The sequence below is a fragment of the Fibrella arboris genome (assembly GCF_041321095.1).
In the GTDB taxonomy this organism is placed as follows: domain Bacteria; phylum Bacteroidota; class Bacteroidia; order Cytophagales; family Spirosomataceae; genus Fibrella; species Fibrella arboris.
In genome coordinates, this window is the sequence record NZ_JBGGWE010000011.1 from 1 (window position 1) to 14,192 (window position 14,192).

The 14,192-nt window shown below is 49.3% G+C and carries 15 protein-coding genes; 5 read left to right on the forward strand and 10 right to left on the reverse strand.

Features of this window, described 5'->3' with window-relative positions; translation table 11 throughout:
- Positions 1–204: 204 nt before the first annotated feature.
- Positions 205–1,179 carry a gluconolaconase gene (locus tag ACAW75_RS18395; RefSeq protein ID WP_370730219.1) on the reverse strand — a complete coding sequence of 325 codons (975 nt, stop codon included), beginning with the start codon at positions 1,177–1,179 and terminating at the stop codon, positions 205–207.
- 157 nt (positions 1,180–1,336) lie between these two features.
- On the opposite strand from ACAW75_RS18395, the gene ACAW75_RS18400 reads away from it, so the two are divergent.
- From ACAW75_RS18400 to ACAW75_RS18420, 5 genes are all read left to right on the forward strand, one after another.
- The gene (locus ACAW75_RS18400) at positions 1,337–1,702 is read left to right on the forward strand and encodes a hypothetical protein (protein ID WP_370730220.1); all 366 of its coding nucleotides are present in this window, start codon (positions 1,337–1,339) and stop codon (positions 1,700–1,702) included.
- A gap of 168 nt (positions 1,703–1,870) precedes the next feature.
- A complete protein-coding gene (queA, locus tag ACAW75_RS18405; RefSeq protein ID WP_370730221.1) occupies positions 1,871–2,914 on the forward strand; it encodes a tRNA preQ1(34) S-adenosylmethionine ribosyltransferase-isomerase QueA in 1,044 nt (347 codons plus the stop codon).
- Positions 2,915–3,047: 133 nt separating this feature from the next.
- Positions 3,048–3,719, forward strand: a complete 672-nt coding sequence (locus ACAW75_RS18410) for a 2-C-methyl-D-erythritol 4-phosphate cytidylyltransferase (RefSeq protein ID WP_370730222.1) — start codon at positions 3,048–3,050, stop codon at positions 3,717–3,719.
- A gap of 105 nt (positions 3,720–3,824) precedes the next feature.
- On the forward strand, positions 3,825–4,796 hold the full coding sequence (gene meaB, locus ACAW75_RS18415; protein ID WP_370730223.1) for a methylmalonyl Co-A mutase-associated GTPase MeaB: 972 nt from the start codon (positions 3,825–3,827) through the stop codon (positions 4,794–4,796).
- A gap of 141 nt (positions 4,797–4,937) precedes the next feature.
- On the forward strand, positions 4,938–6,029 hold the full coding sequence (locus tag ACAW75_RS18420) for an alkene reductase (RefSeq protein ID WP_370730224.1): 1,092 nt from the start codon (positions 4,938–4,940) through the stop codon (positions 6,027–6,029).
- A 404-nt stretch (positions 6,030–6,433) separates the two neighbouring features.
- Here the strand turns inward: ACAW75_RS18420 and dnaN are convergent, their stop codons facing one another.
- From dnaN to ykgO, 9 genes are all read right to left on the reverse strand, one after another.
- On the reverse strand, positions 6,434–7,555 hold the full coding sequence (gene dnaN / locus ACAW75_RS18425; RefSeq protein ID WP_370730225.1) for a DNA polymerase III subunit beta: 1,122 nt from the start codon (positions 7,553–7,555) through the stop codon (positions 6,434–6,436).
- 103 nt (positions 7,556–7,658) lie between these two features.
- Positions 7,659–9,314, reverse strand: a complete 1,656-nt coding sequence (gene gldG, locus ACAW75_RS18430) for a gliding motility-associated ABC transporter substrate-binding protein GldG (RefSeq protein WP_370730226.1) — start codon at positions 9,312–9,314, stop codon at positions 7,659–7,661.
- 116 nt (positions 9,315–9,430) lie between these two features.
- Positions 9,431–10,531 (reverse strand): glutamine-hydrolyzing carbamoyl-phosphate synthase small subunit, encoded by a 1,101-nt coding sequence (gene carA, locus ACAW75_RS18435; protein WP_370730227.1) that lies wholly within the window; start codon positions 10,529–10,531, stop codon positions 9,431–9,433.
- A gap of 85 nt (positions 10,532–10,616) precedes the next feature.
- On the reverse strand, positions 10,617–11,252 hold the full coding sequence (gene rplQ, locus ACAW75_RS18440; protein ID WP_370730228.1) for a 50S ribosomal protein L17: 636 nt from the start codon (positions 11,250–11,252) through the stop codon (positions 10,617–10,619).
- Positions 11,253–11,330: 78 nt separating this feature from the next.
- Positions 11,331–12,320 (reverse strand): DNA-directed RNA polymerase subunit alpha, encoded by a 990-nt coding sequence (locus tag ACAW75_RS18445; RefSeq protein ID WP_370730229.1) that lies wholly within the window; start codon positions 12,318–12,320, stop codon positions 11,331–11,333.
- Between the two features lie 96 nt (positions 12,321–12,416).
- On the reverse strand, positions 12,417–13,022 hold the full coding sequence (gene rpsD / locus ACAW75_RS18450) for a 30S ribosomal protein S4 (RefSeq protein WP_085412267.1): 606 nt from the start codon (positions 13,020–13,022) through the stop codon (positions 12,417–12,419).
- A gap of 131 nt (positions 13,023–13,153) precedes the next feature.
- Positions 13,154–13,549, reverse strand: a complete 396-nt coding sequence (gene rpsK / locus ACAW75_RS18455) for a 30S ribosomal protein S11 (protein ID WP_085412266.1) — start codon at positions 13,547–13,549, stop codon at positions 13,154–13,156.
- Positions 13,550–13,681: 132 nt separating this feature from the next.
- Positions 13,682–14,059 carry a 30S ribosomal protein S13 gene (gene rpsM / locus ACAW75_RS18460; protein ID WP_370730230.1) on the reverse strand — a complete coding sequence of 126 codons (378 nt, stop codon included), beginning with the start codon at positions 14,057–14,059 and terminating at the stop codon, positions 13,682–13,684.
- Between the two features lie 6 nt (positions 14,060–14,065).
- Positions 14,066–14,182 carry a type B 50S ribosomal protein L36 gene (gene ykgO, locus ACAW75_RS18465; RefSeq protein ID WP_085412264.1) on the reverse strand — a complete coding sequence of 39 codons (117 nt, stop codon included), beginning with the start codon at positions 14,180–14,182 and terminating at the stop codon, positions 14,066–14,068.
- Positions 14,183–14,192 lie beyond the last annotated feature (10 nt).

Consider the following 14,192-nt stretch of genomic DNA (forward strand, 5'->3'; position numbering starts at 1 on the left):
CGTCGCGTAGCGACCTAACAATTCAGCGTGGTCAGGTCGCTACGCGACGGAAGGAGACTCAGGCAACTCAACGTTCTATAGACATTAGGTTGCTACGCGACGAGTTGGCTAACGCAACTTAATCTTCTACAAATATTTAAGTCCGCCGATGCGGCCATGCGACGAGTTGCCTAACAAAAACAGCTTCTGAAACCTGCAACTGCTCTACTTGAACCGTTGGATACTATAGGCCGATGAGGTCAGGCTGGCGGGACTTGTGGCCGACCCTATTTCACCAATCCGGGCATTGATCGTATAGACCTGACCGTTTACAACGGTGTTTGTCGTGGCCTGGTCGTACCCCGCCGCATCGGTTTTTACGACCGAGGCCGTCGCCCAGTTATTGGCGCCGCGTAACTGGGTTACCTGATTCCGGTTGTTCACTACGTAGAGATCGTCGTTGATGAGCACCATTCCATCGCCACCGGTAACGGGGGCAAAACCACTGACTTCCGTAATCGAATTGCTGTTGGCCAGATCAATCTTGTACAACTTACCAGTGGAAGCCACCACGACGATCAAATAATTATTGGGGTGAAAAACTATACCATTCAAGCCAAACTGCCCGGTAGGTACGCCCAGAATGGGGTTATTTACCAGAATTGAGGCGGCACCATCGCTGCCCACCCGGTAAACGACCGGCGAAAAAGAGTCGGTCACATACGCTACACCCTGTCCGTCAATAGCCACGTCGTTAGCTAAGTGTTGGGCAGCAGGCAGCAACGCAGCCAGATCAGTGCGCCGTTCAATCTGTCTCGAGCTAATGTCATACACAAAAAGGCCAGCTGTTTTTCCAACCAGTTGCGTGGTGGCTTTGTCAGCTACGGCCTGAGCGGCATTACACACGTAGATCTTCCCATTGTACACTTTCACGCCCTGTGTCGAAATCAGACCCGCGTCGGTAAAAAGGTCTGCATAGTTTCCGTTCAGGTCAACGGTGCCCACTTTCCCCTGCGTCAATGACGTAACCACAAACTGGTTGAGTGAGGGCGCATAGGCGATCCCTTCGGGGTACTGCCGACTAGCGGTAAACGATGTACGCTCGGCAAAGGCTGGTGCGTTCACGTCCGTACCATTGTTCTTACAGGCATTCAGGCTCATCAGGCCAATAACCGATGCCATCATTACTCCCTTTTTCATAGTTGAATAAATAATTGTTTATACATCTAAATCATTGGCAGGACGGTTTGTTCTTCAAAACCTATTGAATTGATATAGTTATAAACCTTAACCGGTAGCTCAACCAACAAACAACCACTCCTGAAAGTGGTTTTAATGGTAAAAACAGACACTCGTTATGACTCATTTCACCACCCTTACCGAGGCTATGCAGAATTTGCAGAGCCATGGCTACACCGAAGAATTTGCGCCCGAAAAAGATTACCTCAAGGTGACCAGCAAAGACGATGTCAAGTGTAAAAGCGACGAGTTCAAAGTCGATGAGTTTCACCGCTTCGAAGGCACCTCTGATCCCGGCGACGAAATGACGCTGTATGCCATCTCGTGTACCAATGGGATGAAGGGCCTGTTCGTAGCAGCACAAGGCACGTACTCAAACGAAGTATCGTCTGAATTGATGGCTAAATTCAACGTATCTGACCGCGCCGAAGTCAACACTGAGGGGGCCGTGCAACCACTGACGACTGAGGAAAGCCAGTCGTAGGCGCCCGGGCATACCAGTCCTCCACTGCCGTGGCCAGGCAACGTACCTGGCCACGGCAGTGGAGGACTGGACTTTATCGTGCCCTCCCTGTCAGAATTCGGGGTTTTGTGTCGTATATTTGCGAACTTTCCCCATCTTATAGGCTTAATTATCAAGGGGAAATCGTGTATGAAACTAGCTGAATTTAGATTTGACCTCCCCGAAAGTCTGATTGCCAAATATCCGGTTGAACGAGGCGAAGCCCGGTTGATGGTCGTTGACCGTAAAACCAAAACCATTGAACACAAAAAATTCGGCGACATCCTGAGCTATTTCTCAGATGGCGACGTGATGGTGATCAACAACACAAAAGTATTTCCGGCTCGGCTGTACGGTAATAAAGAAAAAACGGGGGCAAAAATCGAAGTGTTTCTACTGCGCGAGTTGAACCGCGAAATGAAACTCTGGGACGTGCTGGTTGATCCCGCGCGGAAGATTCGGGTAGGTAACAAACTGTATTTTGGCGATAGCGACCTCGTTGCCGAAGTCATCGACAACACAACCTCACGTGGTCGCACCATCCGCTTCCTGTTCGACGGTAATCACGACGAATTCATGAAAGCGGTGGACCAACTGGGTGAAATGCCTATTCCCCGCGAGATCATGCGCGAATCGGTTGAGGCTGATCGGGAACACTACCAGACTGTTTTTGCCCAGCATGTGGGCGCTGTAGCTGCCCCAACGGCCGGTCTGCACTTTACCCGCGCCATGATGAAGCGCATGGAGATCAAAGGCATTCATTTTGCCCCCATTACGCTGCATATTGGCCTGGGTACGTTCCGTCAGGTAGATGTAGAAGACCTGACAAAGCACAAAACAGATTCTGAGAATTTCCGTATCGGCCCCGAAGCAACCGAGATCGTCAACGCAGGTCTTGACGCTGGCAAACGCGTATGTGCTATCGGGACAACAGCGCTGAAAGCCATAGAATCATCCGTCTCTGCCAATAGCCGCCTGAAACCCGTTGAAGGCTGGACAGATCGGTTCATTTTCCCGCCTTACGATTTCAAAATCGCTAATGCGCTGCTGACAAATATGCACCTGCCAGAGTCAGTGCTCCTGATGATGACGTCAGCCTTTGGCGGCCATGAACTGATCAAAGAAGCGTACCAGGTGGCGATCAAAGAAAAATACCGCTTCTTCACCTATGGTGATGCCATGTTGATTTTATAAAAAGTCCGGCAAGTCGTGTAAGTGGATAGTCCTGAGTCTGGTTCGTTAATGCGTAGTTGCATCTTCCAGACTCAGGACTATTCACTTATACGACTTGCCGGATTTCTACCGTGCTTATTCAGACTTCATTCTTTTGCGACGGACAACTGATTTTTATGCCATTATAGTAGCGGGCGGCAGCGGAAGCCGGATGAAAGCTGATGTGGCCAAACAGTTTCTCATGGTGCAGGATAAGCCTATTCTCCAGCATACGATTGAGCAGTTTCTCGCTTACTCCCCCGATCTGCCCATTCGGCTCGTACTACCGGAGCGCGATATGGCCATCTGGGAATCACTCTGTGCAAGCCACCAGTTTCATCCTACCACGGTTACCACGGTCATTGGCGGTGCAACACGTTTTCAGTCGGTACGAAACGGGCTTGCCACCATTCCGCCAGCGTCAGATGCAACCGGGTTGGTTGCCGTGCATGATGGTGTTCGTCCCTATGTAACACCAGCTATTATTGCCGAAAGCTTCGCTACAGCCTCACATAAAGGAAGTGCAGTCACCTGTGTAGCGGCTAAGGATTCAATACGCCTGCTGAACAGTAATGGGACCAGCAAAGCCATTGACCGTGCTCAGGTACGTCTAATACAGACGCCGCAGACGTTTCGTCTCGATTGGTTTCGTAAAGCCTTCTCTAATCCCGAACAGGCCAATTTCACCGATTGTGCCAGCGTACTTGAGTTGGCGGGCTATCCTATTTCGCTGATTGACGGTGATTACGAAAACATCAAGATCACAACTCCCGACGATCTGAAATGAGTTTACTGTTTACAGTCTTCTGTTCTCTGTGGCGCTGCTGACGTAAAAAAGGGTTAATTAGCAGCGCCACAGAAAACAGAAGACTATAAACAGTAAACTCATTCTATGCGCCCCAGACAACTTCCATCCTACTACATCGACGGCCTGCGGGCAGGCGATCGGCTGGTGCTTAGTCGGGCAATTACGTTGGTAGAAAGTCGCTTATCCACCGATCAACTGTTGGCACAGCAGGTACTGGACGGTGTTCTGCCCTACATTCCGCAAACATCCGTGCGGGTGGGTATTACAGGCGTGCCGGGTGTAGGAAAGAGCACCTTCATCGAAGTTTTTGGCACACATCTTACGGCGCTTGGCAAGCAATTGGCCGTGTTGGCTATAGACCCGACCAGCCAACGGTCAGGGGGCAGCATCCTGGGTGATAAAACCCGGATGGAGGCCCTATCGATGAATCCAAGGGCCTATATCCGACCGTCTCCGGCAGGCGATTCTCTGGGTGGTGTGGCACAACGAACGCGTGAAACCATGCTGCTATGTGAAGCTGCCGGATTCGATGTCATTCTGGTTGAAACGGTGGGGGTCGGGCAATCTGAAACACTGGTGCACGGCATGGTCGATTTCTTCCTGCTGCTAATGCTGGCGGGCGCAGGTGATGAGTTGCAGGGCATGAAACGCGGTATAATGGAACTCGCCGATGCGCTGGCCATTACTAAAGCCGACGGCGATAATACCAACGCGGCCAACCGCGCCCGGGTAGACTATCAGAATGCGCTTCACCTCTTCCCGCCTACCGGTACGGGCTGGCAGCCACCCGTAGTTACCTGTTCGGCAACAACCGGCTTGGGTATTGCTGACATATGGACATTGATTCATGAGCACCAGCAACGCTTGACAAAAACGGGAGAGCGCAGCCGTCACCGTCAGAATCAGATGCTCGACTGGTTCCGCTTCCTGCTTCGGCAACGGATTGAGCAGCACTTTTATAGTAAACCCGGCTTTTCGGAACGTGTAAGTCAGCTCGAGCAACAGGTACGTCTGGGTACGTTGCTTCCGACCCAGGCTGCCGAAAAATTGGTTTAAAAAGACCATGTCTGGTGAGCAGTTCAAGTCATTAATGGTCAAGCTTCCATCGCTGCTGGCCAGATTAAATGTTTATACATATAAACTATTCATGACGAGGCCTCTGTTGTGACTCTGTATTTGTCAATGCAAACATCCAACATGTCAACTAGCTTATTCGAACCTGCCGTCTTAGGGAATTTAACAGTAAAGAATCGGGTCGTTATGGCCCCAATGACCCGTAACCGCGCCACAGCTGGCCACGATGTAACGCCGATTATGGCGACTTACTATGCGCAGCGAGCGTCTGCTGGCCTCCTCATCACAGAAGGTATTGCCCCTTCAGCCAATGGCAATGGCTATGCTCGTGTTCCCGGTCTTTACAGCCCTACTCAGGTAGAGGGCTGGCAGGCCGTTACATCAGCCGTTCACGAAAAGGGCGGCAAAATAGTGGCTCAGCTCATGCATAGCGGCCGTATCAGTCATTTGGCCAATATGGAGAAGGGAGCCGAGATTTTGGCCCCGTCGGCCATCGCGGCGGCCGGGCAGATTTACACCGATAAGCTAGGGATGCAGGATCAGCCAACGCCCCGCGAAATGACCAAAGTCGACATTGACAAGACAATTCTTGAGTTTGTCGCTGCGGCCAAAAACGCGATTGCTGCCGGTTTCGACGGGGTCGAACTGCACGGGGCTAATGGGTACCTGATCGAACAATTCCTACGCCCCACCTCGAATCAGCGTACAGATGAGTATGGAGGCTCAACCGAAAATTATGCCCGCTTCGCCATTGACGTGACAATCGCTGTGTCCAAGGCTATCGGCGTTGATAAAACAGGTATTCGCCTATCACCGTATGGCGTATTCAACGATATGCCGTACTCGCCTGATTATGATGCCATAGCGTTATACGTTGCTGAAAAACTGAATGGCATCGCTATGTACATACACCTCGTTGACCACGAATCGATGGGAGCACCGGCGGTTGATACCAGCATAGTTGAGGCCATTCGGAAGGCATTTACCGGTACGTTGATCCTGAGCGGCGGCTACGACGCCCAACGGGCTGAAGAAACAATACGTGCTGGTCGGGCTGAACTCATTGCGTTTGGGCGCCCGTTCATCGCCAATCCTGATTTAGTTGAGCGAATGCAACATAATATGGCCTTGAATCAGCCTGATTTCAGCACTTTCTACACACCGGGAGAAGCGGGCTACACAGATTATCCGACCCTGATAGAAACTGTTGCCTAAGTTATCCGCCATTACCAATAAAAAGCTCCATGCGACCCCGTATGGAGCTTTTTATTGGTAATGGCCCAGGCACTGGCTTGTCGAAGAGTCAACGGCAACAGCTTGTTATTCTGTTGGCTATATTCTGAACTAAATATATCGGTTTTATATACGTTAGATAAATTAATTTCATAACCTTCTAAGCGCAATAATATCTTTCTATTATCCTATTGAGTATATTTGTACACGTACAGTTTCCTATTCCTAAATCCTTTCCTTTCGTTTTCACCACTGTTCCGCTTCGGCGAAGCAATTTGCTACTGAAGAACGTCAATACGCTGATCGCGATCGAGCAAGCAGTATTAACAAAAAGCCCTGACTAAATAGGTCAGGGCTTTTTGTTAATACTGCTTGCTCGATCGCGATCAGGCATATGTGTTTAACATAACCGGCATAACCAGCATCAGAATCTCTTCATTCTCCTCTTTATCGGCAGGAATGATCAATCCAGCACGGTTTGGCGCCGACATTTCGAGCGAAATCATTTTAGCACTCAGATTACTCAACATCTCCGACATCAGCTTGGCGTTGAAGCCGATCTCCATGTCGTCGCCTTCGTACTCGCAGAGCAATTTCTCATTGGCTTCATTTGAATAATCAAGGTCTTCAGCCGAGATAGTGAGGCTATTCGCCTTCATCGACAACCTGATCTGGTGTGTTGTCCGGTTGGCGTAAATCATGATCCGTTTCAGCGAGTTCAGCAGTTCGGCACGCCCAATCGTCATTACGTTTGTGTTGTTGGTCGGAATCGCGTTCTCATAATCAGGGAAGCGCTCATCGATCAGCCGGCAGATAAGCTGAGTTGCTCCAAACGTGAAGGAGGCATTTGCTTGGCTTAGTTCAACCTTTACGTCTACGCCTTCCGGAAGCGACGTTTTCAACAGCGACAGTGCCTTACGGGGAATGATCAGCGACGTACTGGCTGAAGTCTGGATGTCGGTGCGGCGATAGCGAATGAGCCGATGCCCATCGGTAGCTACAAACGTGGCGTTATCGCCGTTCAATTGTAGATAAACCCCAGTCATAGCCGGACGCAGATCATCTGTGCTCGTCGCAAAAGCCGTATTGTTTACGGCACTCAACAGGGCGTCTGACGATAGCTCGACGGATTGATTTTTGTTTACCCCCGGGATCTTTGGAAAATCAATAGGGTTCTCGCCCGATAATTTAAACCGGCCATTGTCGGTCAGAATTTCGGTACCGAATGTGTCTGTATTGATATTGACCGTAATGGGTTGCTCTGGCAGGCTACGAAGCGTATCGAGCAGTAGTTTGGCAGGAATTGCAATAGCTCCATTTTCTGACGCATCCACCGGGATTTGCGTAGTCATGGTCGTTTGCAGATCCGACGCTGTTACGGTCAACGTACCGTCTTCAATACGAAACAAAAAGTTTTCGAGAATCGGTACGATCGGGTTGGTCGCAACCACCCCATTGATGTTCATCAGGTTCTTGAGCAGAACGGACGAAGAGACGATGAATTTCATGCGCTGGAGGCGTCAGTAGGTTCTTGTGTATTTGAACAAAAGTAGCAAAAAATAGGCCTTTTTGGAAGTCCTGATTTCCCTTTTATCACTACAGATAATTGAGCTAATACGCGTACCGACGGCGCCGAACTACCTGCCAGATAAGACCACCAACAGCCAGGAACGCCAGGGGCACTACTACATTAAAAGCCTGCCACCAGGTACGTTCCTGCGCTAGTTTTACCGTATCGAGCGGGCGCAGGGGTACCTCGCGGGTACGAGCCATTATCAAGCCTTGTGGATCAACCATGTAATCGATTGCGTTCAGGACAAACTCTTTATTAGCAAACTGATTGCGCGAGAAACGATCATAGCCTAGCGGAAGTGGCGCTTTACGTTTGTAATCGACATCATTCACCATCAGGTCTCCATCCGAGCAGATAAACACTTTACCAGTTGCTGCGCTCTGCTTAAACGACCGCGCTACCGAATCGGGCACTAGTTGGTTGGCATACAACGACGTGAACTTTCCTTCCAACAATACGCTAACTGCCTTGACACCTCCCGTGTAGGTTGCCGGATCTGGCTGTTGCCGGGCCTCATTGTACGACACCAGCGTTGGCAATTTAAGAATAGTCGTGTAAGGTGATGTTTTCAGTAAAACCGTTTTCGCAACACCCCGCACTCGTATGGTATCAACCGTACTAATAAAACGGCCATATACCGCATCCAGATTTCGGGTAATGGGGCTTTCCCCAAAGGAGTTCAGCACGGGATAGAATCGCCAGGGGACCAACTGTACATTTGGCTTGTCTCCCAACGTACCTACGTTAAGCGGAATTACGCCACATGTCAGGTCTTTCACCATATCACGGTTGACACGGGCGCCCCAGTTAAAAAATAGGTCGTCAAGTCCTAAGGGCATGGGCTGTGCATACGAACCTTCTGAACTTACGCTGTCTACCCGCTGACCATCAACAAAAAACAGTGCGCTCCCCCCTTTCACCACATACTGATCTAGTTTGAATACATCGCTTTCTGAAAACGGCTTATCAGGTTTCATGATCATCAGTGCATCAACACCTTCGATTGGGCCAGGCTTCGTTAAATCGACAAAAAACAGATCGTACTGTTCCTGAATGGAGGCCAACAAGTCAGAAAATCGCTCGGGGGGTACCTGTGTGTGACCGTAGACCATGCCCACCCGCCGCCGACTCCCTTCCGGCTGCGTCAATCGCCGGATGGCTGCTGCCAGCTGATACTCTACGCCCTCATAGGACTGATTCAATTGCTCGGCAGGGGTAGCCGCTTTATTTCCCTTAAGTAACAGCACACCTATTTCTTTTCCTTCGTAACTGACTACAGCTCCTGGCACAATAAGCTGCTCAGTTCGTGTTCCCCCCTGATTGGCAAATAGGTTGGTGGGCTGCAATCCCAATTTCGCCAGGCTTTCCAACCGTTTCATTTGCTCCTCCGACGTACCTGTAATCGGATCAATGAATCGGAAACTAATGTTACTTCCAGCTTCTGATTCAAACTCCTCTACCGTTTCACGAACGGCCGTTTCAAGGCGCTTGAAGCCAGGAGGCAACTTTCCTGTCAGAAAAACATCGATATGTACACGCGCAGGCAACGTACCCAGTAGTTGCTGAGTACCTTCCGAGAGTGTATAGCGCCTGTCACTCGTCAGATCGAGCCGGGTATACACGAAAGCTGAAAGTGCGTTTATAAGTAGTAAGCCTACTCCAAAAAGCAGGAAGCGTTTAATAGTCAGTGGCATAGACCTTATTAACGAAAAAGCCGACGCCGTTAAGGCGTCGGCTCTACGAAAATTGAAAAAAGACATTAGCGCCATGCGCCCGGTAAGGCACTGGCCAGAAGTTACTCTTCTTTCTTCTACCGCATCAACTTTATGAAGTCATCAAAAAGGTAACGCGAATCGTGTGGGCCGGGCGAGGCTTCCGGGTGATATTGCACCGAGAAGGCAGGCTTGTCTTTGCGCCGAATGCCCTCAATGGTTTTATCGTTGAGGTTAATGTGGGTCACTTCTACATTGGCGTGATCCATTACCTCATCGGCCATTACGGCAAAACCATGGTTCTGTGAAGTTACCTCGCATAATCCGGTAATCAGGTTCTTGACCGGGTGGTTGAGGCCACGGTGGCCGTTGTGCATCTTATAAGTGCCGATTCCGCTAGCCAGCGACAAGATCTGATGGCCCAGGCAAATGCCAAATAGTGGTTTTTCGGTATCCAACGCCTGCTTTACAGTATCTACAGCATAGGGCATGGCGGCAGGATCACCGGGGCCATTAGAGATAAAGAAACCATCGGGACTAAATGCCTGCAATTCCGCAAAAGACGTTTTCGCTGGAAAAACCTTGCAGTAGGCCCCCCGATCAGCCAGGTTCTGAACAATGCTTTTCTTAACACCCAAATCTAGCACAGCAACCCGGAAACGGGCGTCTTGTTGCCCTAGTTCGTAGGTAGCTGGTGTACATACTTCAGATGATAATTCAAGTCCTGCCATATCAGGTACGTTGGCCAATTCATTCCGCAATAAATCAGCATCCAGTATGACAGAGGAAATGATGCAATTCATCACGCCCTTGTCCCGGATATGCCGCACAAGTTGGCGGGTATCTATTCCGTGAATCCCGACAATATTGGCCTGCTCAAAGTACTGCTGCAGTGAGCCATCTGCTAAATGTCGCGAGTAGGTTGGCGAAAAGAAATTGCAAACCATTGCCCGGATTTTTACGCCGGCCGACTCCTCTTCAGCCCCTAGCTGAACACCATAATTGCCAATGTGCGACGTTGTGTTGACGATCACCTGACCAAAATACGACGGATCCGTGTAAATTTCCTGATAGCCGGTCATGCCGGTGTTGAAACAAATTTCACCACCAGCTGTACCCATTTTGCCAAGAGCAAAACCTTTGAATACAGTACCATCCTGCAAAACCAGTAATGCTTCGGGTTGTTGAGGGCGTGTCATTATGGTATAATTGATGTTTTTGGTTAAAAAAAAGGGTTAACCGAAAACCGGTTAACCCCATTTCTTTATGACGAATAGCTTCTCACTATTCAGCGGCGGGCTTTGTTTCGTCATCCTTCGTCTCTTCAGCAGCAGGCGCTTCATCAGTTGATGTAGCTTCAGCTACAGGTGCCTCTTCGGCAGCTGCCACTGGCGCTTCGTCAACAGGAGCCTCTTCAACTACTTCGGCCGAAGGGGCTTCTTCCGTAGCTGCTGCTACGGGAGTCTCCTCAGTTGTTCCTTCTGTCTTGCGACCTGCCCCACCCCGACGGCTACGACGAGTCTTGGTAGTAGCCTGTTCAGCGGCAGCAGCCAACAACGTTTCGTTGAAATCGACCAGTTCGATCAGGCAGGTTTCAGCAGCGTCACCTTTCCGGTTGCCCAGTTTGATGATGCGGGTGTATCCGCCAGGGCGAGAAGCGATCTTATCCGACACAACGCCGAACAGTTCCTTCATGCCCTCTTTGTGGTTCAGTGACTGGAAGACAACTTTACGATTCTGGTTGTTATCTTCTTTGGCACGCGTTAGAATCGGCTCAACATACTTACGAAGCTCTTTCGCCTTCGCAACCGTAGTCTCGATCCGCTTGTGCATAATCAGCGAAACGGCCATATTCGACAGCATTGCGTCGCGGTGCGAATGGGTTCGGCTGAGGTGATTATCTTTTTTACCGTGTCTCATTGTAGTAGTTTGTCGTTTGTCGTTTGTCGTTCGAAGCGACTAAACGTCAAGCTTCGAACGGTAAACGTCAAACTGAGCTTATTCTTCGTCTAACCGATACTTCACAACGTCCATACCAAAGGTCAGACCTTTATCAGCAACCAATTGCTCTAATTCAGTCAGCGACTTCTTACCAAAGTTGCGGAACTTCATCATATCCGATATCTCCAGACGCACCAAATCGCCCAATGTCCGTACTTCGGCAGACTTCAGGCAGTTGTAGGCACGCACTGACAGGTCCAGATCAGCCAGTGACGTTTTGAGTAGCTTGCGCATATGCAGCATCTCTTCGTCAACGACATTGTCTTCTTCCGGCTTCACGGTGTCAAACGTCATCGTCTGATCCGAGAACAGCATGAAGTGTTGGATCAGGATATGAGCAGCGCCTTTCAACGCCTCTTCCGGATGAATTGAGCCGTCGGTCTCGATATCGAGCACCAGCTTTTCATAGTCCGTCTTTTGCTCAACCCGCGTGTTTTCAACACCAAATTTCACATTCTTCACGGGTGTATATACCGCATCGATTGGAATATGTCCAAACGGCAGTTCGTTGGCCCGTGGCTCATCGGCAGGAACGTACCCACGACCTTTCTCAACGAAGATTTCCATCTCCAGGTCACGTGTATTATCGATGTTACAAATAACCAGATCTGGATTCAACACTTCAAAAGAAGCTGTAGCTTTGCTGATATCACCAGCTTTGAGCACCGACTGACCTTTGATGTTTACCGTGATCTTGTTGTCGACCATGTCGTTAACCTTCTTAAACCGAACCATTTTCAGGTTCAGAATGATCTCGGTTACATCTTCAACAACGCCTTCAATCGAAGAGAATTCGTGCAGAACGCCGGGAAATTTGACGCTTGTGATGGCGTAACCTTCCAGCGACGACAGCAGTATGCGGCGTAAAGCATTTCCTATCGTAACGCCATAACCCTTTTCGAGAGGCTTAAACTCAAATACACCGTGAAAGTCGTCGGCTTTTTCCATTACGACTTTATCGGGCATTTGGAAAGCTAATATAGACATACCTTTTCGTGGTTAACAGCCTAAAATTAAGACTACAGTTGGTCGAAGCAGCTCGCAGATATACTGCCAACCACATCGACCAACTGTACTCATTTATTACTTAGAGTACAATTCAACGATCAATTGTTCGTTGACGTTCTCAGGAATTTGATCACGTTCAGGGTAGCTGATAAACGTACCAGCTAATTGTTGCTGATCCCACTCCAGCCAATTAAACCGCTTTGCATTACGAGCCGACAGGCTGGTTGTAATGGCTTCAAGCGATTTCGATTTCTCACGTACAGCGATAATCTGACCGGGCTTCAGCGAGTACGAAGCAATGTTCACTACTTCGCCATCAACAGTAATATGTTTGTGAGCCACCAACTGGCGGGCAGCCCGACGAGTTGAAGCAATACCCATCCGATAAACGGTATTGTCTAAACGGGCTTCGCAGAGTTTCAGCAGGTTTTCGCCTGTGATACCTTCCTTAACAGCAGCCCGATGAAACAATCCGCGGAACTGACGCTCCAGGATACCATAGATGTACTTCACTTTTTGTTTTGCCTGAAGCTGCTCAGCATATTCTGAGGTCTTACGCTTCCGGCCGCGTCCGTGCATACCGGGCGCATAGTTTTTCTTTTGTAAGGCTTTGACAGGGCCGATGATAGCCTCACCAAACTTACGGGCAATTTTGCCTTTTGGGCCAATATAACGTGCCATTATAAGAAATGAATAATGTGAAAAAGAGATCAGACACAACTCAATGTCGCCTAACCGTATTCATTGCTGCGGCAATAACCTGACTATAATTAACTACTATGCCAAATGATTGCAATCAACTTTAACCAATACTATACGCGCCGACGTTTGGGAGGGCGGCAACCGTTATGGGGCAGCGGGGTAATATCACGGATTGTAGTCACTTCGATACCCGTATTCTGTACAGTCCGAATAGCCGATTCACGACCAGCGCCTGGACCTTTTACAAACACTTCTGCCTTCCGCATGCCCAATTCATGGGCCACTTGTGCGCAGTTCTGTGCAGCTGTCTGAGCCGCATAAGGGGTATTTTTCTTCGAACCACGGAAGCCCATCTTACCGGCAGATGCCCATGAGATGACCTGACCGTTCATGTTCGTGATCGAAATGATAATGTTGTTGAAGGTAGCCCGGATGTGCACCTGACCTACTGACTCAACTACGACGACCCGCTTTTTAGCTTTGTCTTTACGTTTTGCTTGTGCCATTTGCTTAGATAATCGTCATTAGAATGAAGCGGTCACTTATTGTCATCAATAATCATTTGCCGAAAGCATTGTGCTAAACGATGAATGACTAGCTAATCACAATGAATGACGTTTCAATGCATGACCAGTTACTTATTTCGTTGCTTTCTTCTTGTTGGCAACCGTCTTACGTTTCCCTTTCCGAGTCCGTGAGTTATTCTTGGTTTTCTGACCACGAACGGGCAGACCTTTGCGGTGACGTAGACCACGGTAGCAACCGATGTCCATCAACCGTTTGATGCTAAGTTGCACTTCTGACTTCAGTGCACCTTCAACTTTAAACTCTTCGCTGATAGCGTTACGAACAGCACTAGACTCTTCGTCGTTCCACTCACTAACTTTTTTGTTTTCATCGATACCAGCTTTTGCCAGGATCGTTTTTGCTGCGCTCCGACCGATTCCGTAGATGTACGTCAGCGAAATAGCGCCGCGCTTCTTATCGGGGATATCAACACCTGCAATACGTGCCATGTGTGCTTAACCTTGTCTTTGTTTGTAACGGGGATTCTTCTTGTTGATCACGTACAGCTTCCCTTTCCGCCGGATCACGATGCAGTCTGCACTGCGCTTTTTAATTGACGCTTTAACCTTCATGGTTGCTTGC